This is a genomic window from Sulfuricurvum sp., from assembly GCF_028710345.1.
GTDB lineage: Bacteria > Campylobacterota > Campylobacteria > Campylobacterales > Sulfurimonadaceae > Sulfuricurvum.
Genome location: NZ_JAQTUH010000005.1, coordinates 62,347 through 85,005 on the forward strand (window position 1 = coordinate 62,347; position 22,659 = coordinate 85,005).

At 39.6% G+C, this 22,659-nt stretch carries 23 protein-coding genes; 13 read left to right on the forward strand and 10 right to left on the reverse strand.

The window, feature by feature from the left end:
* Nucleotides 1–2 precede the first annotated feature (2 nt).
* Nucleotides 3–1,646 carry an alpha-glucan family phosphorylase gene (glgP, locus tag PHC76_RS07870; RefSeq protein WP_300209925.1) on the forward strand — a complete coding sequence of 548 codons (1,644 nt, stop codon included), beginning with the start codon at nucleotides 3–5 and terminating at the stop codon, nucleotides 1,644–1,646.
* Here glgP and pgm read toward each other — a convergent pair.
* The gene (gene pgm, locus PHC76_RS07875) at nucleotides 1,643–3,277 is read right to left on the reverse strand and encodes a phosphoglucomutase (alpha-D-glucose-1,6-bisphosphate-dependent) (RefSeq protein ID WP_299972623.1); all 1,635 of its coding nucleotides are present in this window, start codon (nucleotides 3,275–3,277) and stop codon (nucleotides 1,643–1,645) included. The two genes, glgP and pgm, sit on opposite strands and share 4 nt — an antisense overlap.
* A gap of 208 nt (nucleotides 3,278–3,485) precedes the next feature.
* On the opposite strand from pgm, the gene PHC76_RS07880 reads away from it, so the two are divergent.
* The 3 genes from PHC76_RS07880 (at nucleotide 3,486) to PHC76_RS07890 (ending at nucleotide 8,769) form a co-directional block, all read left to right on the forward strand.
* The gene (locus PHC76_RS07880) at nucleotides 3,486–6,443 is read left to right on the forward strand and encodes a glycoside hydrolase family 15 protein (RefSeq protein WP_299972621.1); all 2,958 of its coding nucleotides are present in this window, start codon (nucleotides 3,486–3,488) and stop codon (nucleotides 6,441–6,443) included.
* Nucleotides 6,436–7,434 (forward strand): glucokinase, encoded by a 999-nt coding sequence (gene glk / locus PHC76_RS07885; protein WP_299972619.1) that lies wholly within the window; start codon nucleotides 6,436–6,438, stop codon nucleotides 7,432–7,434. The genes PHC76_RS07880 and glk overlap by 8 nt, the downstream gene beginning before the upstream one ends.
* A 126-nt stretch (nucleotides 7,435–7,560) precedes the next feature.
* On the forward strand, nucleotides 7,561–8,769 hold the full coding sequence (locus PHC76_RS07890; RefSeq protein WP_299972617.1) for a phosphoglycerate kinase: 1,209 nt from the start codon (nucleotides 7,561–7,563) through the stop codon (nucleotides 8,767–8,769).
* Nucleotides 8,770–8,774: 5 nt separating this feature from the next.
* Here PHC76_RS07890 and PHC76_RS07895 read toward each other — a convergent pair whose 3' ends face one another.
* Nucleotides 8,775–9,602: a hypothetical protein gene (locus tag PHC76_RS07895; RefSeq protein WP_299972615.1), complete on the reverse strand. Its 828-nt coding sequence runs from the start codon at nucleotides 9,600–9,602 to the stop codon at nucleotides 8,775–8,777.
* 66 nt (nucleotides 9,603–9,668) lie between these two features.
* On the reverse strand, nucleotides 9,669–10,631 hold the full coding sequence (locus PHC76_RS07900) for a 6-phosphofructokinase (protein WP_299972613.1): 963 nt from the start codon (nucleotides 10,629–10,631) through the stop codon (nucleotides 9,669–9,671).
* Nucleotides 10,632–10,750: 119 nt separating this feature from the next.
* On the opposite strand from PHC76_RS07900, the gene nifE reads away from it, so the two are divergent.
* A complete protein-coding gene (gene nifE / locus PHC76_RS07905) occupies nucleotides 10,751–12,112 on the forward strand; it encodes a nitrogenase iron-molybdenum cofactor biosynthesis protein NifE (RefSeq protein WP_300209927.1) in 1,362 nt (453 codons plus the stop codon).
* A 10-nt stretch (nucleotides 12,113–12,122) separates the two neighbouring features.
* Here nifE and PHC76_RS07910 read toward each other — a convergent pair whose 3' ends face one another.
* Entirely contained in the window at nucleotides 12,123–12,593 is a 471-nt protein-coding gene (locus tag PHC76_RS07910; RefSeq protein WP_299973644.1) for a DUF2147 domain-containing protein, read from the reverse strand.
* Nucleotides 12,590–12,700: a hypothetical protein gene (locus PHC76_RS14925; RefSeq protein WP_366519971.1), complete on the reverse strand. Its 111-nt coding sequence runs from the start codon at nucleotides 12,698–12,700 to the stop codon at nucleotides 12,590–12,592. The genes PHC76_RS07910 and PHC76_RS14925 overlap by 4 nt, the downstream gene beginning before the upstream one ends.
* On the opposite strand from PHC76_RS14925, the gene nifN reads away from it, so the two are divergent.
* The 8 genes from nifN (at nucleotide 12,699) to rpoN (ending at nucleotide 17,999) form a co-directional block, all read left to right on the forward strand.
* Nucleotides 12,699–13,997, forward strand: coding sequence for a nitrogenase iron-molybdenum cofactor biosynthesis protein NifN (gene nifN / locus PHC76_RS07915; protein ID WP_299973641.1), 1,299 nt, complete (start codon nucleotides 12,699–12,701; stop codon nucleotides 13,995–13,997). The genes PHC76_RS14925 and nifN overlap by 2 nt on opposite strands.
* Complete coding sequence (gene nifX / locus PHC76_RS07920) at nucleotides 13,987–14,439, forward strand: nitrogen fixation protein NifX (protein WP_299973639.1); 453 nt, start codon at nucleotides 13,987–13,989, stop codon at nucleotides 14,437–14,439. The genes nifN and nifX overlap by 11 nt, the downstream gene beginning before the upstream one ends.
* Nucleotides 14,440–14,469: 30 nt before the next feature.
* Nucleotides 14,470–14,922: a NifX-associated nitrogen fixation protein gene (locus tag PHC76_RS07925; protein WP_299973637.1), complete on the forward strand. Its 453-nt coding sequence runs from the start codon at nucleotides 14,470–14,472 to the stop codon at nucleotides 14,920–14,922.
* A gap of 2 nt (nucleotides 14,923–14,924) precedes the next feature.
* Nucleotides 14,925–15,440: a flavodoxin gene (locus tag PHC76_RS07930; protein ID WP_299973634.1), complete on the forward strand. Its 516-nt coding sequence runs from the start codon at nucleotides 14,925–14,927 to the stop codon at nucleotides 15,438–15,440.
* Between the two features lie 14 nt (nucleotides 15,441–15,454).
* Entirely contained in the window at nucleotides 15,455–15,829 is a 375-nt protein-coding gene (locus PHC76_RS07935) for a nitrogenase-stabilizing/protective protein NifW (RefSeq protein WP_299973632.1), read from the forward strand.
* A complete protein-coding gene (locus PHC76_RS07940; protein WP_299973630.1) occupies nucleotides 15,786–16,232 on the forward strand; it encodes a nitrogen fixation protein NifZ in 447 nt (148 codons plus the stop codon). The genes PHC76_RS07935 and PHC76_RS07940 overlap by 44 nt, the downstream gene beginning before the upstream one ends.
* Before the next feature lie 82 nt (nucleotides 16,233–16,314).
* Nucleotides 16,315–16,605 (forward strand): 2Fe-2S iron-sulfur cluster binding domain-containing protein, encoded by a 291-nt coding sequence (locus PHC76_RS07945; RefSeq protein WP_299973627.1) that lies wholly within the window; start codon nucleotides 16,315–16,317, stop codon nucleotides 16,603–16,605.
* A gap of 128 nt (nucleotides 16,606–16,733) precedes the next feature.
* The gene (rpoN, locus tag PHC76_RS07950; protein WP_299973624.1) at nucleotides 16,734–17,999 is read left to right on the forward strand and encodes an RNA polymerase factor sigma-54; all 1,266 of its coding nucleotides are present in this window, start codon (nucleotides 16,734–16,736) and stop codon (nucleotides 17,997–17,999) included.
* Here the strand turns inward: rpoN and PHC76_RS07955 are convergent.
* The 5 genes from PHC76_RS07955 to PHC76_RS07975 all read right to left on the reverse strand — a co-directional run bounded on the left by PHC76_RS07955 (nucleotide 17,996) and on the right by PHC76_RS07975 (nucleotide 22,623).
* Nucleotides 17,996–18,271, reverse strand: a complete 276-nt coding sequence (locus tag PHC76_RS07955; RefSeq protein ID WP_299973621.1) for a type II toxin-antitoxin system RelE/ParE family toxin — start codon at nucleotides 18,269–18,271, stop codon at nucleotides 17,996–17,998. The genes rpoN and PHC76_RS07955 overlap by 4 nt on opposite strands.
* Entirely contained in the window at nucleotides 18,261–18,521 is a 261-nt protein-coding gene (locus PHC76_RS07960) for a type II toxin-antitoxin system prevent-host-death family antitoxin (RefSeq protein ID WP_299973618.1), read from the reverse strand. The genes PHC76_RS07955 and PHC76_RS07960 overlap by 11 nt, the downstream gene beginning before the upstream one ends.
* An 81-nt stretch (nucleotides 18,522–18,602) precedes the next feature.
* On the reverse strand, nucleotides 18,603–19,583 hold the full coding sequence (locus PHC76_RS07965; protein ID WP_299973615.1) for a hypothetical protein: 981 nt from the start codon (nucleotides 19,581–19,583) through the stop codon (nucleotides 18,603–18,605).
* 2 nt (nucleotides 19,584–19,585) lie between these two features.
* Nucleotides 19,586–21,640 (reverse strand): AAA family ATPase, encoded by a 2,055-nt coding sequence (locus PHC76_RS07970; RefSeq protein WP_299973613.1) that lies wholly within the window; start codon nucleotides 21,638–21,640, stop codon nucleotides 19,586–19,588.
* Nucleotides 21,641–21,684: 44 nt separating this feature from the next.
* On the reverse strand, nucleotides 21,685–22,623 hold the full coding sequence (locus PHC76_RS07975; protein ID WP_299973610.1) for a 5'-nucleotidase: 939 nt from the start codon (nucleotides 22,621–22,623) through the stop codon (nucleotides 21,685–21,687).
* Nucleotides 22,624–22,659 lie beyond the last annotated feature (36 nt).

Here is a 22,659-nt window from a genome sequence, read left to right on the forward strand (position 1 = left end):
CTATGATTTTACATGATTATGAAATTGACCCCAAATATACAACATGTGTCGCTTATTTTTCGATGGAGTTTGCTATCCATCAAGCACTCAAAATTTATTCTGGGGGATTAGGATTCTTAGCCGGTTCGCATATGCGAAGTGCCTACGATCTACGTCAAAATGTTGTCGGAGTCGGTATTCTTTGGAGTTTTGGATACTATGACCAATCACGTCATGAAGACCGCTCTTTAGAAGCGGAATTTATCCGTAAACATTATTATTTCCTTGAAGATTTAGGGATACAGGCTACGGTACATCTTCATTCTCAAGATGTTTACATCAAAGCTTTTTATCTTCCCGCCAATATTTTTAGTTCAGCTCCTATGATTTTGCTCTCTACCGATATCCCTGAAAATGATTTTTTGGCCCGTACTATTACTCATAAACTCTATGATAATAATGAGGAGACACGTATCTCTCAAGAGATCGTATTGGGAATCGGTGGTGTAAAAGTTCTTGATGCGCTTAGACAGCCGATTGATATTTATCATATGAACGAAGGGCATGCAATGCCGCTTGTTTTTGAACTTTATGCCAAATATCAAAATATGGACGAAGTCAAAAAACGGGTTGTATTTACAACCCATACCCCTGAAGATGCGGGAAATGAACAACATAATATCAATCTGCTCCATAAATTCGGATTTTTTGACGGGTTGCAGTTAGATACGGTACGTTCGATTATGAAAATGGAAAATGATGAGATGTTTAATCTTACTATCGGAGCATTGCGTTCGAGTAAAATCACCAATGCTGTTTCCAAAATGCACGGTGAAGTAGCAAATCGTATGTGGCTCGATTGTGTAGGTCGTTCTGAAATTATCCATATTACCAATGCTCAAAATCGTCGTTTTTGGACAGATGGAGGGATGCTTACTGCTCTTGATGATCATGAGGATTATGCCCTTATCGGAAGGAAAAAACACCTTAAACGAGAACTCTTTAATGTTGTTGCCGATCAAACGGGGAAAATGTTTAATCCAGATGTATTAACGATTGTGTGGGCACGTCGTTTTGCAGAATACAAACGTCCTGGATTGCTCAAGCACGATTTTGCCCGTTTTAAAAAGCTACTAGAACGCAAGGAAAAGCCGATTCAGGTTATATGGGCAGGAAAACCCTATCCATTTGATACGAATGCTGTCAATGCATTTAATGAATTGATTCATATTAGTCATGGAATAAAAAATATGGCGGTATTGGTAGGCTATGAGCTTGAACTCTCTCGAATTTTGAAAAAAGGGTCAGACGTATGGCTTAATACTCCGCGTGTTTCTCGTGAAGCGAGTGGAACGAGCGGTATGACAGCGAGCATGAATGGATCTATTCACTTTTCAACGAATGATGGATGGCATCCTGAATATGCAAAACATGGTATCAATGCATTTACTATCCCCGAAATAGATCATACTACCCCTATAGAGGTACAAGATCGTGAAGATAATAAAAATTTGATGGATATTTTAGAAAATGAAATAATCCCAATGTATTACGATCATGTTGAGCAGTGGACACAAATTATGAAAAATACGATGAGCGATGTTATCCCCGCATTTGACTCAGGGCGAATGGCACATGAGTATTATGTGAAGATGTATACCATTTAAAACAGCTTCGATACCATCGTCTGTGCTTCAGCAATGATAGTATTGAGATGTTCGCGTGAGATAAAGCTCTCGGCATAGATTTTATAGATTGGTTCTGTCCCTGAGGGGCGGAGGGCAAACCATCCGTTTTCGGTTACCACTTTTAGCCCCCCGATGGAGGCGTTGTTTCCAGGGGCTTTGGTGAGGATTGATAGTATCGGCTCACCTGCTAGGGTTTGCTCTTTGACATCTTCTGGGCTGAGATTTTTAAGAACCATCCGTTGTATAGCATCGGCAGGGGCATCGATGCGTGTGTACAACGGTGCACCGAATTTTTGGGTGAGCTCATGATAGTGTTCACCCGGATCACGTCCTGTTACGGCAAGTATCTCAGCTGAGAGAAGGGTGAGGATAATGCCGTCTTTATCGGTACTCCATACTGTGCCATCATGACGTAAGAAACTCGCCCCAGCACTCTCTTCTCCGCCGAAAAACAGTTTCCCCTCGGTGAGTCCCTCTACGAACCATTTGAAACCGACGGGAACTTCGATTACTTTTCTATCCAATGATGCGGCAACGCGATCAATCATCGAGCTGCTTACCAATGTTTTTCCAATCCCCAAATCACGGCTCCATTGGGGGCGATGGCGTGCGAGATAATCGATGGCGACACTGAGATAGTGGTTGGGATTCATGAGCCCGACACTTTTGGTAACGATGCCGTGACGGTCAAAATCAGTATCGTTTCCAAAAGCAATATCAAACGAATCTTTCATTGCGACCAAACCTGCCATCGCGTAGGGTGAAGAGCAATCCATACGCACTTTACCGTCTTTGTCACAATGCATAAAAGAGAATGTTGAGTCGAGAGTATCGTGAAATATCTCCATATTGAGATTATAGTGCTCTTTAATCGCGTGATAATACACCATACCCGCACCACCCATTGCATCGGCTCCGATATGGATACCGGATGCTGCAATAGCGTCCATATTTATGACGTTTTGCAAATCTTCTACGTAAGGGGTGATGTAATCATATTCGATAATATTAGAGGCAGTGTGAACCTCATCGAGGAAGAGTTTTTGTACATCATGCAGTTGGTTCTCCATGATTGCATTAGCTCTTTTTTCAATCCAGTCGGTGACATCGGTATCGGCAGGTCCGCCGTGTGGAGGGTTGTATTTGAATCCGCCATCACTAGGAGGATTATGGGATGGGGTGATAACGATACCATCACACAGTGCTGTGGCGGTACGATTATGGGTCAAAATGGCGTGAGAGATGACGGGAGTGGGGGTATAGCCACCCTCTTTAGCTATTTTAACATCTACTCCGTTGGCTGCTAGAACCTGTAATGCACTGATTTGAGCAGGATAGGAGAGGGGGTGGGTATCGATGCCGATAAAGAGCGTCCCACTGATTTTGGCGTGTTTACGGTAATCACACACTGCTTGGGTGACAGCAAAGATATGGGTTTCGTTAAAACTGTTGAGTAGTGATGAACCTCGATGCCCTGATGTACCGAAACTGATACGTTCTTCATTGTCTGCACTGTTTGGAATATTGGTGTAATACTCACTGATGAGTTGAGGGATATTGGTGAGTGCTGATTTGGGAACTTGTTTGCCTGCATAAGGGTGGATGCTCATAAACTCTCTCTTTTTTTACTAAGATGTTATACACTAAAACGAATATATCCGTTTTAGTGACAAGGACTAAAGTCCTTTGTAATCCCCTAAAGCTACAAAAACTGTGTTTTTGAGAAATATACTGATTTAATTTTACCATGTTAGAAATAAAAGTGTGGGGTAGATTGGGTTACAATAACAGATACTTTTTATAAAATATGGATACTCCTTGATAGATTTAGAATTACTTGAACACCATTTTAAGACCATTAATACCATCATCCTCTCTCGTCAAGATGCCGTAACGGGTTTATTACCTGCAAGTACGGCAATCACTGCGCATGGGGATTATACCGATGCATGGGTGCGAGACAACGTTTACAGTATTATGAGTGTGTGGGGGTTGGCACTCTCATACAAAAAAGTAGATCCGACACACCCTCGAAGCTATCTTTTGAGTCAAAGCGTCGTGAAGTTGATGCGTGGGTTACTAAGTTCGATGATGCGCCAAAGTAATCGGCTAGAAGCTTTTAAATACTCGCTCGATCCGATGGATGCCCTTCATGCTAAATATGGAACTCATACCGGATTAGCGGTTGTCGGTGATGATGAATGGGGACATTTACAGCTCGATGCTACGTCGCTTTATTTGCTCATGATGGCACAAATGATCGAATCGGGATTGAACCTCATCTATAGTACGGATGAAGTTGATTTCGTCCAAAATCTGGTTCATTACATTAGTCGGGCATATTGTGTACCTGATTATGGTATTTGGGAGAGGGGAAACAAGATCAATCACGGTGCTACGGAGATTAACTGTAGCTCAGTAGGGATGGCTAAAGCGGCACTCGAAGCAATGGATGGATTTAATCTTTTTGGTAAGATAGATTCTCAAGAAGGGGTTATCCATGTTGTCCCCAGTGATATCGCCCGCTCTCGTTTAACCCTCCAGTCCCTTCTCCCTCGTGAGTCTAATTCTAAAGAGACCGATGCTGCGCTTCTTAGCATCATCGGTTATCCCGCATATGCAATCGAAGATACTCAACTGCATCAACAAACACGTGAGAAGGTCCTCAAAAAACTAGAAGGAAAATATGGGTGTAAACGGTTTTTACTTGACGGACACCAAAGTGCACTTGAAGATTCATCGCGTCTACACTATGAACCCTCAGAACTGCGTGAATTCGAAGATATAGAATCAGAATGGCCCCTCTTTTTTACCTATCTATTGCTCGATGCTTTGATACGGGGTGATAAAGAAGAGATTAGTATTTGGTATGAAAAACTAAAGCCCCTTTTTGTTGAACAAGATGGTGAATTTTTATTACCGGAACTCTATGCGCTCCCTCGTGAATTGATTGAGGCAGAGAAACTCTCTCCCGGTTCTCAAAAACGGTTACCTAATGAAAACATCCCCTTGGTCTGGGGACAAAGTCTTTTTATTTTGTGTGAATTAATGCTCGATGGACTTTTGCAACCAAATGATATCGATCCCCTGAATCGGCGTGGACGTTTAGGTCATCAGAACCACACAACTCCATTGGTAGCGATATTGGCTGAAAACCGTTCAATCAAAGAAAAATTGTCTGCATTAGGGATTATGAGTGAAACGATAGATGAGTTGCAAAATGTCAAAATTCTAAATGCTTCAATACTTTCAGAGGTGCATACCAAAATCGGTAAAAACCTAAAATTATCACTCAGCGGAAGAACTTTCGCGGTGACACGGACCATTACCACCTCACGTTTGTATCTCTTATCGGGTCATCGGGTTCTATTTCTCCCCTATTATTTTAATCCTCAAGGGTTTTATTTTAGTTATGACAACACCCTTTTGGCTGAACATTTCCGTTCATCATTAAAATTTCTCGATAAACACTGGAATCGAAGTGCTCAACCGATTGTCCCTTTTTTAGTTCGTGAAGATATGCTTCAAGAAGGTGAAATTATTGTTGAACTTCTTCGAGAAGTGTGCGGTAGTAGTGAGATTGAAACGGGAGAAGTGGAAGCTTTATTGCAACGTGCTGCTATTGAGCGCATAGAGTATTTGAATGAATTTAATCCGCAAAATTTCGAACTCGAAAAAAATATTATCCCCGAATCATCGATGAGTCATCAGCTTTACGAAGCCGCTACAACCTCTCATTCATGGTCGGTGATGCGTCGAATGTCTGATTTAATCGGGAGTTATGATGATCGTATCGAAGATGCATTGATTGATATTGTCATCCGTCAAAAACGTTTAGCGGTAGGTAGAGCATATAGTGAACAGGCGACCTTTTCAAAACCCCATGATAGTATGGCTATTATTAAAACCATTTCCGAATTTTGCGGTGATAATCTCGCTGAGAGGGTATTGACACAGGAAATATTGTTGCATTTAGGGGAGCTTATACGTCATGAACCTGAACTTTTTACCAACATGTTAACGCTACGTACTTGGTATTTTGTGCAACTTTTGGTGGGGCATATTAGTCGAGAAGAGCACTTGGCGATGGGGGATGCTTATCAAAGATTGCTTGATTTACCACCTCATGCCATCTACAATCGGCTCCGTAATATTTTAAAGTCATTTGCCCTCGAAGTGACACAGTTGATCGATCAAGAGAATCTTCATGCTTCAGGGGTGAGTACGTTAGAGGGTATCGCCATGGCTCCATTAGAAAATACACCCAGTGATATTGAAAACTGGCATTTATGGCGTGAACAGATGGGGATGGTAGGAAATCTCACCTCACTCTTTTATAAAAATGTTTGGCATTTGCTTCAACAATGTAAAGGGCTTGTTATCGGAGACAAATACAGTATACAAAGCCGTATAGGTGCTGATTTGACACTTGATTCTACCGCTGGAGAACAAAACTTTGCCCTACGAATTGATTCACTGTTGCAAGGGATTCATGCACCTGATTATCGTCAGCTGAATATCGAAGCGATTGAATCACTGTCGCGTTTATTACGTCAAAGCCCTGAATTGCATATCAATAATGACCTGATTTTAGATGTCTTGATCGGTCATGCCGTCCGTATTGCATGGAAACAGTATAAGGGATTGGAACATTATGATGAAGAACGAGGATTAGCATGGGAATCATTTTATAAACTTTCACCACGTGAGAGTGACAAAGCTTTTGCTGAAGCATTTATCTATCTATTGACCCCTGAGGAGAATTCACATGAGTAATATACTTGCAGTAGACATCGGTGGAACAAAAACTATAGTTGCCCTTTTTGAAGTCGTAGATAATGTTTTGAACCTTAAGCATCAACATCAGTATGCGAGTCAATCGTTTACCTCATTTAGCGATATTCTGGTCGATTTTAAAAAACGTTTTCTTACCACGAGTATTGATGCGGCGTCTCTTGGTGTTGCAGGACCCGTGATTGAGGGGAATTGTAAAACAACTAATCTCCCATGGGGGATTAATGGCCGTGAACTAAAAAAACAGCTCAATACAACCAAAGTAAAATTACTCAATGATCTCGAAGCAACTGCCTATGGAATGCTCTATTTAGATGAAAATGAGTTTGTAGAACTTAACCCAAAAGCAAAAGTAACCCAAGGAAATCGTGCCGTTATCGCAGCAGGTACGGGTTTGGGGGAAGCACAATTGTTTTGGGATGGTGAGGGGTATCACCCTATCGGTTCAGAGGGGGGGCATTGTGATTTCGCACCCGTTTCTGTAGAGCAAGATGCACTGCTTGTATGGTTGCGTAGCCAATACCCGAATCATGTGAGCTATGAGCGTATTTTGTCGGGACCTGGGATTGCCGCACTCTATGATTTTTTAGTTTCCAGCGGTTTTGCTAAAGAGAATGAGAAAATAAAACATCTTTCAGAGGATAGTGATCGCAGTGCGATGATTAGTCACTGTGCACTCGAAGAGAATGATCCGTTATGTCGAGAGACATTGAGGTTATTTGCAGAAATTTATGGAGCAGAAGCGGGCAATTTAGCCCTTAAATCGATGTCACTCGGAGGTGTATATATCGGCGGTGGGATAGCCCCTAAAATTTTGCCGTTTATCCGTTCTAGAGACTTTATGGATGCTTTTGTTAAAAAAGGGAGATTTGAGAAGATTTTAAGTGATATACCGGTCAAAATCTCACTAAATCCAGAGACAGCACTTTTAGGTGCCGCCTATTATGCGAGAGATAGGTTATTGAAAAATTAGATTAGTTAAATTATACTATTTTAAATATATTTTTGTGTAACATTATAGTAATGCCATTATGAGAACATAATAATGTGTTCTGATAAGACTATGGATCACGATAACTTTTAATGTAAAGGGGAAATGATGAGTAGTAATATTATTACAATGGGTGGTGTAAAAAGCCTTAGAGATATTGATATAACTGGTAAAAAGGTGCTGATTCGTGTTGATTTTAACGTCCCGATGGATGGACAGTTTAATATTTCCGATGACAGTAGAATTCGTGCAGCTCTTCCAACGATCAACTATTGTATCGATCATAAAGTATGCTCCATTACCTTGGTAAGTCATTTAGGTCAACCAAAAGGCGGCTATGATGAACGTTATACGCTCCGCCATATTCTCAAGCGATTAGAGCGGCTATTGGAGAAAAAAATCGAGTTCATTGATAATCTCGAAACCCTCAAAGAGGAAAATGCACACTGTTCGATTGAACGGATCTTTTTGCTTGAAAACATCCGTTTTTTTGAAGGTGAGAAGAAAAACGATCCCGTTTTTTGTCAACAATTAGCCGATCTATGTGATGTCTATGTTAATGACGCATTCGGGACATCTCACCGTAAAGACGCTTCGACTTATGGAATCGCCGATTATGCACCGATTAAAGTAGCCGGATTTTTGATGATGCGAGAGATTGAAGCGTTTAGTAAAGCCCTCGAGAATCCAATCCGACCAATAGCTCTTATCGTTGGTGGTTCAAAAATCTCCTCAAAAATCACGTTGCTCACCTCAGTGATGCCGAAAATCGATAAGCTGATTATAGGTGGTGCTATGAGTAATACCTTTTTAAAAGCATTGGGCTACGACATGAAAGCCTCCCTCGTAGAAGATGATTATGTAGATATCGCTAAAGATGTTTTGTTTGAAGCATTATCTAAAAATGTGAAAGTGTATCTCCCCGTCGATGTGGTCTCAACTGATTCTATCGAACATCCCGTCGATATTAAAATCACCCCCGTTCAAGATGTGTTGGATGGGTTTCATGCCGTCGATATCGGACCTGCAACATTGAAGCTTTTTTCTGAAGCTATTGAACTTTCAAACACTATTATCTGGAACGGACCGATGGGGATTTACGAAATAAGTCAATTTTCAAAAGGAACCTTTAGACTCGCGTCTATTATTGCAGATAGTTATGCTTTTAGTATTGTCGGAGGTGGGGATACCGCTGATGCTGTAGAGAAAGCGGGTGAAAAAGAGAAATTTAGTTTTATCTCCACTGGAGGGGGAGCGAGTTTAGAGCTTTTAGAGGGGAAAATTCTCCCCGGATTTGAAAAACTGGATCGTAAATAAAAATATTAGGGATGAACAGATTCTTTGATTAACTTCTCTACTCGAAAAATCATTTGTTGAATAGGTTCATTCTCATGTTGTACTACTGTTGCTAAACGGATAGTGCAGGGGGATTTTTGGCGCACTTTTTGGACAATATTGAGTGTAGTTTCCGGAATATCGATCAGATAGGCAAGTAAAAAAGATTTTTTCTCCCAACGAATTAGCATATCGCTTTGACGAATGTTGGCTTTTAGTGTCATAATGAAATTGATTAAATTAGAATCATCATCGGTTAATTCGATCAATGTCAAAGCGATTGATTTTCGGTTAAACAATGCTGCATCTTGAAAGCTTTTGGTTGTATGAATAAAGTAATCTTTGTCATATGCACCGCTCTCTTTATCTATCGTGACATCATTTTCAATCATGATCCGTTTGATAAGCTCTTGAGAAATGTCGGTAAAAGAGATAATAACATACTCCTCTACCGGAGCTTCTATAGTCACAGAAAAAGCGTGAGGTTCTGCGCGGTAGTTAATCATACTGACGATTCTATCGGCTTCTGGAATCTCTTGAAGTTCTGTAATCCATTCACCGGGATTGTCACATTTGTTAGCATGAAAATAGGCATCATGCGGGACAAAACGATTTTCTAATGAGCCAAATTCACGTAAAAACTCTCGTGCTGTATTCATACCGGTAAAATTTTGAAATGCTTTATTAAATAAAATTGGGTTGCCGTTATGCATCAAAACGATCAAATTTTTTTGTGTGTCAATGGCTGCTTGAAACAGGCTGCTAAAGACACTGTTTTCATGGAGTAAAAAAGGTTCATTTGGCGACAAACTCATTCAAGCCCTTTTAGCTGTATTTATAGAATAATAACATATTCGATCTTTACACAAGGGCAATTGGGATTAAACACATAACGTTTGTCCCATTTTTAGGAGTTCAGCTTTAATGGTATATTTACCCTCACTAATGGTTTGGATATCAATAAAATCAAATGATCCGCTTTTATAAACAATAGCATGGTGGTTGTTAGCGGTATTGATTAGTTTATCTAGCGCATAGATAACAAATTCTGAAGCGATGAGCCGATCATAGACGGTAGGATTTCCCCCTCGCTGAATATGACCGAGTGTTGTAATACGTGCTTCAAGACCAATCTCCTCTTCAAACCACTGCTCCACCTCTTTACTCATGCCACAACCCTCAGCAACTACGGCTATGGCGTAGTTACGTCCCTCTTTGACTTCGTTTTTGAGTTTTTCACCCAGAGTGTGAAGATTTGAGGGGATTTCTGGGATAATACACACTTCTGCACCGCAAGTGAGGGCAGAGACAAGAGCTAAATAACCACACTCGCGCCCCATGGTTTCGATAACAAAAGCTCGCTTAAATGAGGAAGCGGTATCTCGTATATCATCGATTGCTTCGCGGATAACATTGAGAGCAGTATCCACACCCAAACAATAATCGGTTCCGTAAATATCATTATCGATAGTGGAGGGGATACCGATAAAATCGATTCCGAAATCCTCATAAAATGCATCAAGTGCACGAAAACTTCCATCTCCACCGAGAACAATGAGCTTTTCGATATTGTGAGATTTTAGATTATCATAGGCTTGAAGACGGTATTCGTGGTCAAAAAATCGTTTGGAGCGGGATGAACGCAGTACCGTCCCACCACGATAGATAATCCCTGAGACATCGGAATGTTCTGCTTTTTTAATGTTATTATCGATCAGCCCTTCTAAACCATCATAAATTAGATATGGGGTGATATTACGAGTATAGCACTCTTCAACGAACGTTTTGATTGCGGGATTCATCCCCGCACAATCTCCACCGGAGGTAAAAATAGCAATGTTCATAGGATTATCCTCTTTATATTCACTAAATTTTCACTTTATTATAGCACTACGAGGTGAAAAAACCTCTATCTCGCACACTTCTTGCATTTAATATATTACTTCACTCTGAGGAGTTTTTCATGGTTAGTCGAGCGAAAATTAAAGAACTCATGAACGAGAGTGCCTGTTCGCACTCTAAAGACAAAAAACCCGGAGAGGGATGTGATAAGCCAAAACCGGGACTCGCGGCAGGGGGATGTGCATTTGACGGCGCTCAAATCTCTTTGTTCCCTTACGCTGATGCGGTACATCTCGTTCACGGTCCTCAAACGTGTCTTGGTGCCTCATGGGAGACCCGTGAGACAAAAACGTCGTACACGGGGCGTGATCATACACAGATGGGCTTTACGACGGGGATAAATACCAACGATGTCATCTTTGGCGGAGATAAGCGGCTTTCAGAGTCGATTGACTATATTATGGAGCACTATAATCCCGAAGCGATTTTTGTCTATTCGACGTGTGTTACGGCACTTGTGGGAGATGACATCGATATGACCTGTAAACTGGGGAGCGAAAAACACGGAGTTCCTGTTGTCCCCGTTCATGCGGCAGGGTTTGTCGGGAGCAAAAATCTTGGTTCTCGTCTCGCAGGCGAAGCGGTGTTGGAACATCTGATAGGTACGAAAGAACCCGAATTGACTACCCCTTACGACATTAATCTTATCGGTGATTACAACGTAACTGGGGATATGTGGCAATATCTACCCATTTTTGAGAAGATTGGAATCCGAATCCTCAGTTCCATGAGCGGGGATGGTCGGGTAGGGGATATTCGCACCGCCCATCGTGCTAAACTCAATGTCATTGTTTGTGCCAAATCACTCATCACGTTGACGAGAAAGATGCAAGAACAATATGGCATCCCGTGGATTTCAGTCTCATTTTACGGCAAACGCGATACGACATTTGCGATTCGAGAAATCGTGAGTGCGTTGGGTGATCCTGCACTCATTGCACGAGCTGAAGCGGTGATTGCCGAAGAAGAGGCGGCTTTAGAAGAAAAAATCGCCCCTTTTAAAGCCCTCTTTGCAGGGAAAAAAGCGGTACTCAACACAGGTGGAAATAAAGCGTGGTCAATCGCATCGGGATTGCAGGATTTGGGGATTGAGGTGGTTGCAACCAGCATCGCCAAATCGACGCAGGATGACATCGACAAAGCACGTGAATATCTCGGAGAAAACGGAGTATTGATGAAAAAGCCCGCATCTGAGCAGGGGAAAATCATCGACTCAACTGGGGCGCATATTCTCCTCGCGGGAGGTCGAAGTCTCTACACCGCGATCAAGAAAAAAATCTCTTTTATCGATGTCAATCAAGAGAAAAAAACCAGCTACGGAGGTTATAACGGATTGCTGAATCTTGCCCAAGATTTAAAATACGCATTCCGTAATCCGGTATTTGCTAATGTTGGTAAACCTGCACCGTGGGAAGTGGAATAGAGATATTAATCTATTTCTTCGCTTGTTCTGCAATCTCATCATTTTGGCGTACCCATGTTTGAGAACGTCCTAGCAGTGAGAAACCGATATATCCTCGCACGACGAGTTTTGCACCGTTCTCTTCGAGGCGCATTTTACAGCTGTACTCCTTGCCGTTATCGGGATCGAGAATTTTGCCCCCGTCCCATTCATCACCCTCTTTTTTCATATTACGGATGATACTCATCCCTTTGATTTTTTGGTCTTTTCGATCATCGGTGCATTTACTGCAAATACGTTCAGGATGATCGACGGGCATCCCGCGCACTACTTTTCCACTGAGTATACCGTCATTGCTTCGGGTGATTTGTATAAGCGATTTCGGCTGATGGGTCGTATCATCGATAGTAAGCCAAATACCCACGGGGGTAGATTCGGCGAATGCCATTGTGCCTACTAATAGTGTACTAAAGAGGAGAGTTTTGTATTTTTGTTGAATCATTGCATTCTCTTTTTTTGATTAATGATAGCGTAATTGTTAGAAAAATGGGAGAAAATCCCTCTTCTCGCACACTTCTTGCAATAGCTATGGTAACAAGGAGTTGTCATGGAATTTTCTCTCTCTCGTCATGAACATAAACCTCTTCAAGTCAACCCGATAAAGCACTCTCAGCCTATGGGAGCGACGCTTGCGTATCTGGGGGTAAAAGATTGTATGCCTCTGATGCACTCGGCTCAAGGATGTGCTTCGTATACTAAAGTTTTCTTTACTCGCCATTTTAATGAACCTATCGCGATTAACAACACCTCTGTGAGCGACATCACTGCCGTACTTGATGGTGGTGATTACTCGATACTCATGGCGATAGAGAATATCCAAAACAAAGAGAAAAACCTCAAACCCTCCATGATAGGTCTACACACGACAGGACTCACTGAGACCAAAGGGGATGATGTTCGGGGTGTGGGAACCCATATCGAAATACCCTATGTATTTGTGAATACTCCTGATTATGAGGGGGGGATGGAGAGTGGATGGTCCCTCACCGTCACCGCGATGATTGAACAGCTCACCGAATCTTCATCTCAGATAAAACCCAACAAACTTGTATTTCTTCCGCATCTAAGTATGCAGCCGATTGAGGTAGAGAAAATCAAATGTATGTGTGAGGATTTCGGGTTTGAGACCTATGCTCTCCCTGATCTCTCTACCTCACTCGATGGATATTGGGAAGCGGGGCAGGGGAAACTCGCCAACGGCGGAATCACGGTCGATCAAATACGTGATTTAGCTACCTCTAGCGTCGTCGTCAGTATCGGTGCATCGATGAAAAAATCGGCTTTGGCACTTCTAAAAAAGAATCCCGCGATAGAGCATCTCCATTTTGAACATCTGATGGGGTTGGATGGGTGTGACAATTTTGTAGCAGCACTCATGAAAATACGACAACAAGAGCCAAAACCGATGATAAAACGGTGGCGATCACGCCTACAAGATGCGATGCTCGATTCCCATTTTCTCATCGGAAGTTCTCATTTTGTGATTACAGGTGAGCCGGATATGTTGGTCGGGATGTGTGCATTGCTTCGTAGTGTCGGCGGAACCATCGATGCGGCGGTATCGACGACGTTTAGTGACTCCTTGCACTTGATTGAAGCCGAAAAAGTATTTGTCGGTGATTTAGAAGATGCACGACAGTTTTTCGAGGGTGCGGATATGGTGATTAGTAATTTCCATGCAGAACGAATCTTGCATAGTAGTGAACATACAGCACTCGTCATCCGAGGTTTCCCCAATTATGAAGAGTTAGGGAATCAACTCAAAAACGATCAACTGTATGAAGGCAGTACGTATTTTTTATTCGAAATAGCGAATTCACTACGAAAGGTTAAGCATGAACACTAAAATCACAGTAGAAGGGGATACAACAATGGAAAATTCAATGAAAGTTGCCTTTGCAACCAAAGATATGGAAGAGGTAAATGCTCACTTCGGTGGAGCTAAAGAGTTTGTTGTTTACAACGTCTCTAAAGATGGTTTTTCTGTTTCGGAGGTGATTAAAACCGATACCTCCGAACTCGAAGATGATGATAAAACCGATTTTCGTGTACGCGCTCTCAAAGGGATAAACATCATGTACTGTGAAAGCATCGGTGGGACGGCAGCGGCAAAAGTGATTCGTGCCGGAATCCATCCGATGAAAGTGAACGAACCGACACCGATCGAAGATATTTTGAAAACATTGGTTGCCATGATTAACGGCAATCCTCCCCCATGGATTAAAAATATCATTCAAATGGAAACACCGCACGACGTACGACAAGACCGTTGGGCTGAGGGCGAATAACTCTATTACACAAAATTAAGGATAACTATTATGGAAGCAGAAAAACAATTAAGTGAGTTTGGGATGGAGATTGTACGACAAATTCGTGCTCTCGATCAGTTCGGCAACTGGGCACGTATCAGTGATGAAGAGTTACTTGTCAAAAAATACGTTAAAACCAAAGAGGAACTCAAAGCAGTTCCGTTAATCGCCGACATCGATGAGATGATGATTAATGATATCAAAATGATTTACAAAGCCATAGCGTTATCGTTTGAGCGCAAAACGGGTGTCGTATGTAACGTCATTATGGAGATGAGTCATGAGGGGTTCGGACGATGTGCCGTGATTGCTGATCGTATCTGTATCGTTAATAAATATTTTAAAGATGCTCACCGTTTTAGCTTTCGAACGCTAGATGCACTTTTCGAAGACGGTGATAAATCATTAGCAAGTGCTATTGAGATTTATACCCAATATCAACCATGTATTAAAGGGGAGTAACAATGTCTAAAATCGGTATTTTTTTCGGTAGCAGTAGCGGTGTCACACGGGGTGCGGCAGAACTTTTAGCGGATGAGTTCAAAGGTTCTGAACTTATCGATATGGAAGAAGATTTCGATGGGATTGAGCAGTTTGAAGACTTCGATGTATTGCTAATCGGTTCATCTACGTGGGGTCAAGGTGATCCTCAACGCGACTGGGTTGATCCACTCTATGAACTTGGTAACGAACAACCCGATATGAGCGGTAAAAAAGTAGCTTTTTTCGGTGCGGGTGACCAAAAAACTCACGGGGAACACTTTTTAAGTGCACTGGGAAAAATGCACGATCTTTTTGTCTCATTGGGTGCTGAAGCATACGGTTTTACATCGACAAGCGGTTATGAGTATGAGTTTTCTCTTGCAGAGCGTGAGGGGAAATTTTGTGGATTGGGTATCGATGATGTCAATCAAGAAGATTTAACAGAGGATCGTGTTAAAGAGTGGGCAAGCCAGCTCAAATCTGAAATGGGATTATAAAAAAGGGGCTTACGATGGGAACATTAACCGAATTTCGAAATATTACCGATACCGAAGATTTCTTTGAATTTTTCGATCTCCAATTTGATGAGCGTTTAATTAATGCTAAACGATTTCATATAATGAAAAAGTTTGGAGAACTTGTGGAAAAAGCGAGTGGTCACGATTTTGGCGGTGATGAGAAGCTGTTGGAATATTACAAATTTGCCCTTATCACGGTGTATAAAAATTTTGAAAACGGTTATAGCCCATCTGCTGCGGATGTATGGGAGATGTTTGATAAACCGAGTGCATGCGGTACCTGTTCCACATCAAGCAGTTGTAACGACGTAGAGGAGGTCAGTCATGGAGTCCACGCCTGTACAAGCCACAACACCATTACATTCTGAAGAGGATATGCCCATCAACGATGAGGCACGTAAAACCAATCTCTATAAAATGTCTACTAAAGATGAGATCCTCTCGCTCTTTCGTATCGGTGAGCGGGTACGACTCGTCAAAGCAATCCGAAATGATGGAACCTATCCTCATGCACGGGTCGGTGATGTATTAATCGAAGCAGGTGCAGAGGGGTATGTTCGAAAAATCGGTGATTTTTTACAAACTATTCGTGTCTATGAAGTGAACTTTATAGACGAAGGGCTTATTTTCGGATGTCGTGAAGCGGAACTCGAATCTGCCCTTGAAGATGACGGTTACGATGAAGTTGCCGAAGAGTTAAAATGGCTCAAAGAACACCGAGCCAAAAAAGCCGCTGAAAAAGAAGCGCAATCTCAAGAAGAGGGGGAATAATCATCACTTTTTGAGATTTTTGCATATCGTATCATATTGGTGCCCCTGCGGCTAAATAATCGTAATCAACAAAGGAGTTGGGATGACAACACGTGTAGAAATTATGAATGACTTTTTGGCGATCAACGTCATACCGGGTAAAACGATTCAAGATATCGTTGAAGCTTCCGGTTCAGCATTGCCTTTCGGATGCCGTGACGGTGAATGCGGTACTTGTGTCGTAATGATCGAATCAGGTATGGAGTATATGAGCGAAATCACTGCTAAAGAGATCGCTGTACTTAAAACACTTAATGAGAGTAATCCGAAAGCTCGCTTGGCTTGTCAAATGAAAGTCGTTGCACCAAATGGATTGGTTCGCGTTAAATACTAAAATTTGCCTCTTTCGAGGCAAGTTGCCTACTTTTTAATCACTTATAATTCAAATAATATCATACAATACTAATTAGAACAGAATATGCATATACTTCGTATATTCGAGCAATTTTTAGGTGGATTATTATGCAAACGAACCTCTCTTTTAAACAAAAACAACTCCCTCGACTTTCGATGCAAACATGGTTACCACTTCTCCAATGCTCACTTAACGATCTCGAAAAACATTTGCAAGTTATTACCAATGAAAACCCTTGTTTAGAGGTGCGTTCAGGGTTCGAAGAATCTAACTCTCAAGTGGGTGGTTCTTCAGCATACGGAGCTTTTCAAAGCTATGTTTCTAACGCCTCCAGCGATCAAATCGAATGGTTAAGTATCTCCTCTACCTCTTTGTATGAAAAACTGGATGAACAAGTTGTAGCTCCCCTTTTTCCAACACCGATTTCTCAAAAAATTGCTCGTCAAATTATCTATTATATTAACGAAGAGGGGTATTTTGAAGGTTCAATCGAAGAGGTAGCACAGCAATGCGATACTGATCCGCATACGGTAGAGAGGGTGCGTCAACGTTTTGCCCATTTGGAACCTTCCGGTGTGGGTGCAGTAGATTATAAAGAGTCATTTTTATTTCAGCTAAACGATTACGAACTTGATGATGAACTCTCTATTTTACTCGGTGCTATGATTTTACAGTTTGATAAAATGGAAAAATTTATCAATCACCCTAGGTTACACGATGCTAAACATGTGTTACAGCATCTCAAAAACCCACCTGCGTTAGAGTATATGGAACCCGAAGCACAAATCACCCCCGATTTGTTTATCGAATTTGCAGGTTCAGAACTCAATATCCGTATCAATCATGCCTTTTATCCCGATTTACAAGTGAACTTGATTGATAAATACGACAACTTTGCAAAACAAAAGTTCAAAGAGGCACGGGAACTGGTCAAACTGCTTGATCTTCGAAAAGCGACACTTTATAACGTTGCACTCGTTTTACTCGAAAAGCAATACAGCTTTTTTATGGGGGGAGAACTCAAACCGCTCCGACTCCAAGACGTTGCCGATGAGTTAGGATTTAATGAATCGACGATATCCCGTGCGATTGCTGATAAATATATCCAAACCGAGCGGGGATTGTACGCGTTCAAAGATTTTTTCTCCAACTCTATCGGAGAAGTATCAACCTCAGAGATCAAACATTTCTTGCAACGTCTCGTTAGCAGTGAGGATAAAGAGAATCCTTTTAGTGATAAAGATCTCCATGAGACGATTGAAAACCGTTTTGGAGTCAAGATGGTACGCCGTGTTATCGCCAAATACCGTCAAGAACTCGATATTCCCTCCTACAAAGAACGGGCATTTTTGTATAAGTTGGAGTTGCTCTAATAAACTTCGTCGTGGGTTCCGATATTGAGCGGGATGATGATTTTATCTACAACGATAAAATCCATGATGATTCGGTACTCGATATTGATAGATACAGAGTAATATTCGTGTAACTCTCCGTTCAATTTATGAAGTCGTAAAGAGGGGTGATAGGGATTTTCTCTCAAAATCTGTATGGTTTTATCGTATCGAGATGCCATATCCTTATGACGTTTGATAAACTTTCTGACTCTTTTTTGATAATCGTCGGTTAAATGGATGTTATAGCTCATTTACTAACTCGTGGATCTCACGTAGATGTGCATCCACATCAGTGGTATAACGTCCTGCCGCAATATCCGCCATCGCTTGGGTGTATGCTTTATCGAGTTCCATAGCGCGTAGTTCTTTATAGCGTTCCATATCGATCACGACGTATTTGTTTTTACCGCGCACGTTTATGATGACCTCTTCGGCTTTTTCGAAAAGTTTATCAAAGAGTGAAACCCCTTTGGTCTTGACTTCATTCGCCATTACTACCATAATCGTCTCCTTAATAGTACTATTAATAGAATTATACAGAGTATTTTTGGCTTTTATCTTAAATGGATTAGATACTTTATATTATTTTAATACAATAGAATTGTATAAATCTTTTTTGAGCTTATATAATAGTTCTTTCTTTTTATCCATAAATTCATACTCATAAAATACAAGTTTTTTAATGTCAGAGGTTGAAAGACCTATTGTATATTCAGCAATATCTTCAATTTTGGATTGCCTATATTTTTGGTTTTTTTCAAGAATAGTACTTAATACTTCTGTATGTGAGGCATATATTTCTTGAATTAAAAATGTTTCAAGATGCGTCTTATAAGCTGTATTGGTTATTAAATCAGCATAGTTATTGATATAAATTTTATGCGTATAGGGATCAAAATCAAACTCGATTTTATCAAATATTGTTTGTGGCGGATATATCGATGATTTATAAAAGTCAATATTTTTTTTTGATCTCTGGTTACAGAATAAACATGATGGAATTAAATTTGAAAGTGTAACAGCTAAAAATGGATATCGAGATTTTGGATAAAAATGATCTAAATCAGGTGTAATATTTCGAGAACCATCTTGTGATTCTATGACTCCGATATAGCTTCTGTGGCAATATGGACAGACAAACAAATTACTTGATTGAATTAATTTTTTTCCATGTACACTTCTCATGTTTTGATACATTTTTGAATATTTGTTAATGATGAATTTTTTTATACATTTTACTTGTTCATCAATATTCATTAAACTGTGATTACAGTCAATATTTTCAGGCGTCATTATAAAAATATCTCTCGATTGATTCCCGAATTGATTGATTAAACTAGTAAAAAATGTTTCAATAGTTGAAGCATTATTGGATTGTTCTGAAAATAACACATCTGGTTTTATTTTTCCATTTTCTTCAAATGATAAATTTAGTAAAAAATCTTTTGTTGTTTGTAGCATAGTATTATATGATGGGTCATTGAGAATTTGTATTGAGTCATAATCATTTTTATGAAAATATTCAACTAATTTGTTTTGGTACTGTGCATCTATTGTTATCATATTTAGCGACTATCTTGTAAATATAAATACATCTTGTTGATATGCTGTCTCACGACTTCTTCACCAATATTGTCAATAATTTTTCTTGCTTCAGAAAAAAATGTTTCATTTCGATAATTTGCAAAATACTTGTTTCTTACTATTCTGTCATATTGAGTAATTAATTCAGGTGCTTGACCAGATAAAAACTTCTCTGTTTTTTCAATTAATTCTATATTTTCACTATCTCGATTTTTTATATCTGCATACATCAAATCTAAGAAGTCTCTTAACATAAAAAAGTTTGATTCACTTTTCGCTTTTTTTAATACAAAAAGAAAATATAAGAACTCTGATAAATCTTTGATAATCGATTCGCTGAAAGCTCCTATCGTGTTACTTACATAGAAATCATCTTTAAAAATATCAAAGATATTGCCGCCAAAAGTTTTTGTTTCTTTGCCAGTTTCACCTAGATAAATAATATTTTGATCATATATGTCACTTACTACAAAAGGTGAATGTGTTGCAATGACAAATTGAAGATTGATTGGAAATTCACCGTAATTGAAAAAATCATTTAAACGTTTGATGAACATTCTTTGCCATTCTGGATGTAAATGTAATTCCACTTCGTCAATAAGTATTAAAAATGTTTTGTTTGAGACATCGTTATAAGTTTCATCTTGTTTCTGTATCTCATATATTTCATTGATCCTACCAACAATATTTGCAAAATATGACAGTAGTGTTCTTTCGCCGGAACTTAGTTTGAAAAAATCAATTTTATTTTCATTATCTTTTTTTCTAAGATTAATGCTAAAGTCAATTACATCCATGATACTAAGCGATTTTAGGAGTTTTAATAAATCATATATTTGTTGTTCTTTTATTATTTTCTCTAATTTGGAAGGATCTTTTAACTCCTCTAATTTTAAATATTTGTCTTTATTTAATACAAGATTTTTTATCATGGCATAGTTCACATATTCAAAAATCATATTCTTCTCTATAAACGATTCTAAATCATCTAAAGCGTTTTGTACGACTTCAAGAATATCTTTGTTCTTATTAGCATCATTTCGCAATATTGCAAGGTGAAGAAAAACCATAAAATCATTAGGTTCACTAAGTTTTAAATTTTTTAATAAAATCATATTTAGGAATTCAGCATCGAGTTTGCTTACTAAAAACATTTGATAACGGTTGTTTATCATCTCAATAATCTGACTATACTTATTTTCATCTATACCAAATAGCTCTAGTTGCATATTTTTTTCAATTAATTCAGTGTATTTTGGGAACTTTATATTGGTATAAACATATGAGGAATTAGTATTGAAAAATATATTTTCAAAAAAATAGCCAAACTGATTTATTAAGTTTTTGCTATTTTCATTAAAAAATAAATTAAGCAGGTTAATAATGGTCATATATTCGTATTTTACATCGTTAGTTTCAACTTGATTAATACCAATGTATTTAAATCGTTTGACATAATGTTCTCTCATCTCAGGAGAAGAAGATAGCCTTTGTTTCAAAAGAGAATATATCCTATCAAATGGCGAAAGACTATGAAAAATAAGATTCATTTGAAAAGGCAAAACAGAAAATTTATCGTTTCTAAGATTATATTTCGTATTTTTATCTTCTTCTCTTTTATTTTGTGTATAAGTATTTTTATATATATCTTTACTTGTACCATCTAAGTTTATTTGCCATGCATGTGCATTGTTAATATAACTTTCTATAAAAAAATTATCTGTTGAATTGTCATAAAAAAGAAAATGAAGTTTATCTTTTAACAATTCCCCATCTAATCTCCAAAGTAATGAAGCAATGAGTAACTCAAAAAAAGTAGTTTTTCCTATTCCATTTTTTCCAACAATACATGTAATATTTGAAATAGAGTTATTAAATGGATGATGATAGTCAGTATTATGTTTTAAGCGAATATTTCTAATATAGTTTACTGGATTTGGATTGAATTCTTCTACAATGAATTCGTTATCGAATTGGTATCCGCCTTTAGGTATATGTTTGTAGTCATCTTCTAAAAAAAAATATAATAATTTCAATACATTTTCTCCATCTTAATATTCATTTCAATACCAATTCGCTATCAGCTTTGATTCTCAAAAAGGGGAGAGGAGGAGACATAAGGCACTTTTGCGCTGGGGGTCTCTTTGGAAGTTTTTTCGAGATGAACGTCTTGATCGTCGAAGAAAATATCCGCTTGAAATGCCTTTACGATTTCGTATTTATCGACACCTCCTAGGAAAAAGGCTTCATCGATACGGACTCCCCACTCGTTGAGTGTCCGTATAACCCTCTCATGGGCGGGAGAGTTGCGGGCGGTGATGAGGGCGGTGATGAGGGCGGTTCGGATCGGGGCAGAGGTATTATCTGGAAAATGAGTTTGGATTTTGGAGATAACCCGTAGTAATTTGGCGAATGGTCCATCGGGGAGTGATTTGCTGACGTTCTCTTTTTCGTGTGCGATGAAGGCATCGAGCCCTTGGAGTTTGTAGATTTGTTCCGATTCGTCTGAAAATAAAACGGCATCTCCGTCAAACGCGATGCGCACTTGATGAGAAAGGGTCATTTGTCGATCTCCCTCGAACGGTAAAATCCTCGCAGCGGCTATCCCGACATCGATCGCATCACGCACATCGTCTTCGTAGGCGGATAAAAAGAGATCGACTTTAAACGGTAATAGATATTTGGAGATTTTTTCTCCACCCGTCCATGCGGATCGAACGATATCGAGGTTGTACGCTTCTATCGATTTGGTGATCCGTAAACTGGTGGCGGCATTGTTGCGTGAGATGATAATGACTTCGATGTGTTTTCCATCATCAAACAGGGTATTGATCGCTAAAAAGTTGTTGACGAGATCGAAGGCGGTGCCGGGTTTCAGGATATCATGCTCTTTTTCGAGCTGATGTTGGTAGTACTCTTTTAGCCCTTGTTTCTCAAAAATTCTATTTTCTTCTTCTAAAGAGAACAATGCACGCGAAGAGATGGCAATAACCAGTTTGTTTTCTAAATCATACCCCATTTGGTAGCCTTATCGTTGTATGATGAATTCATGAGT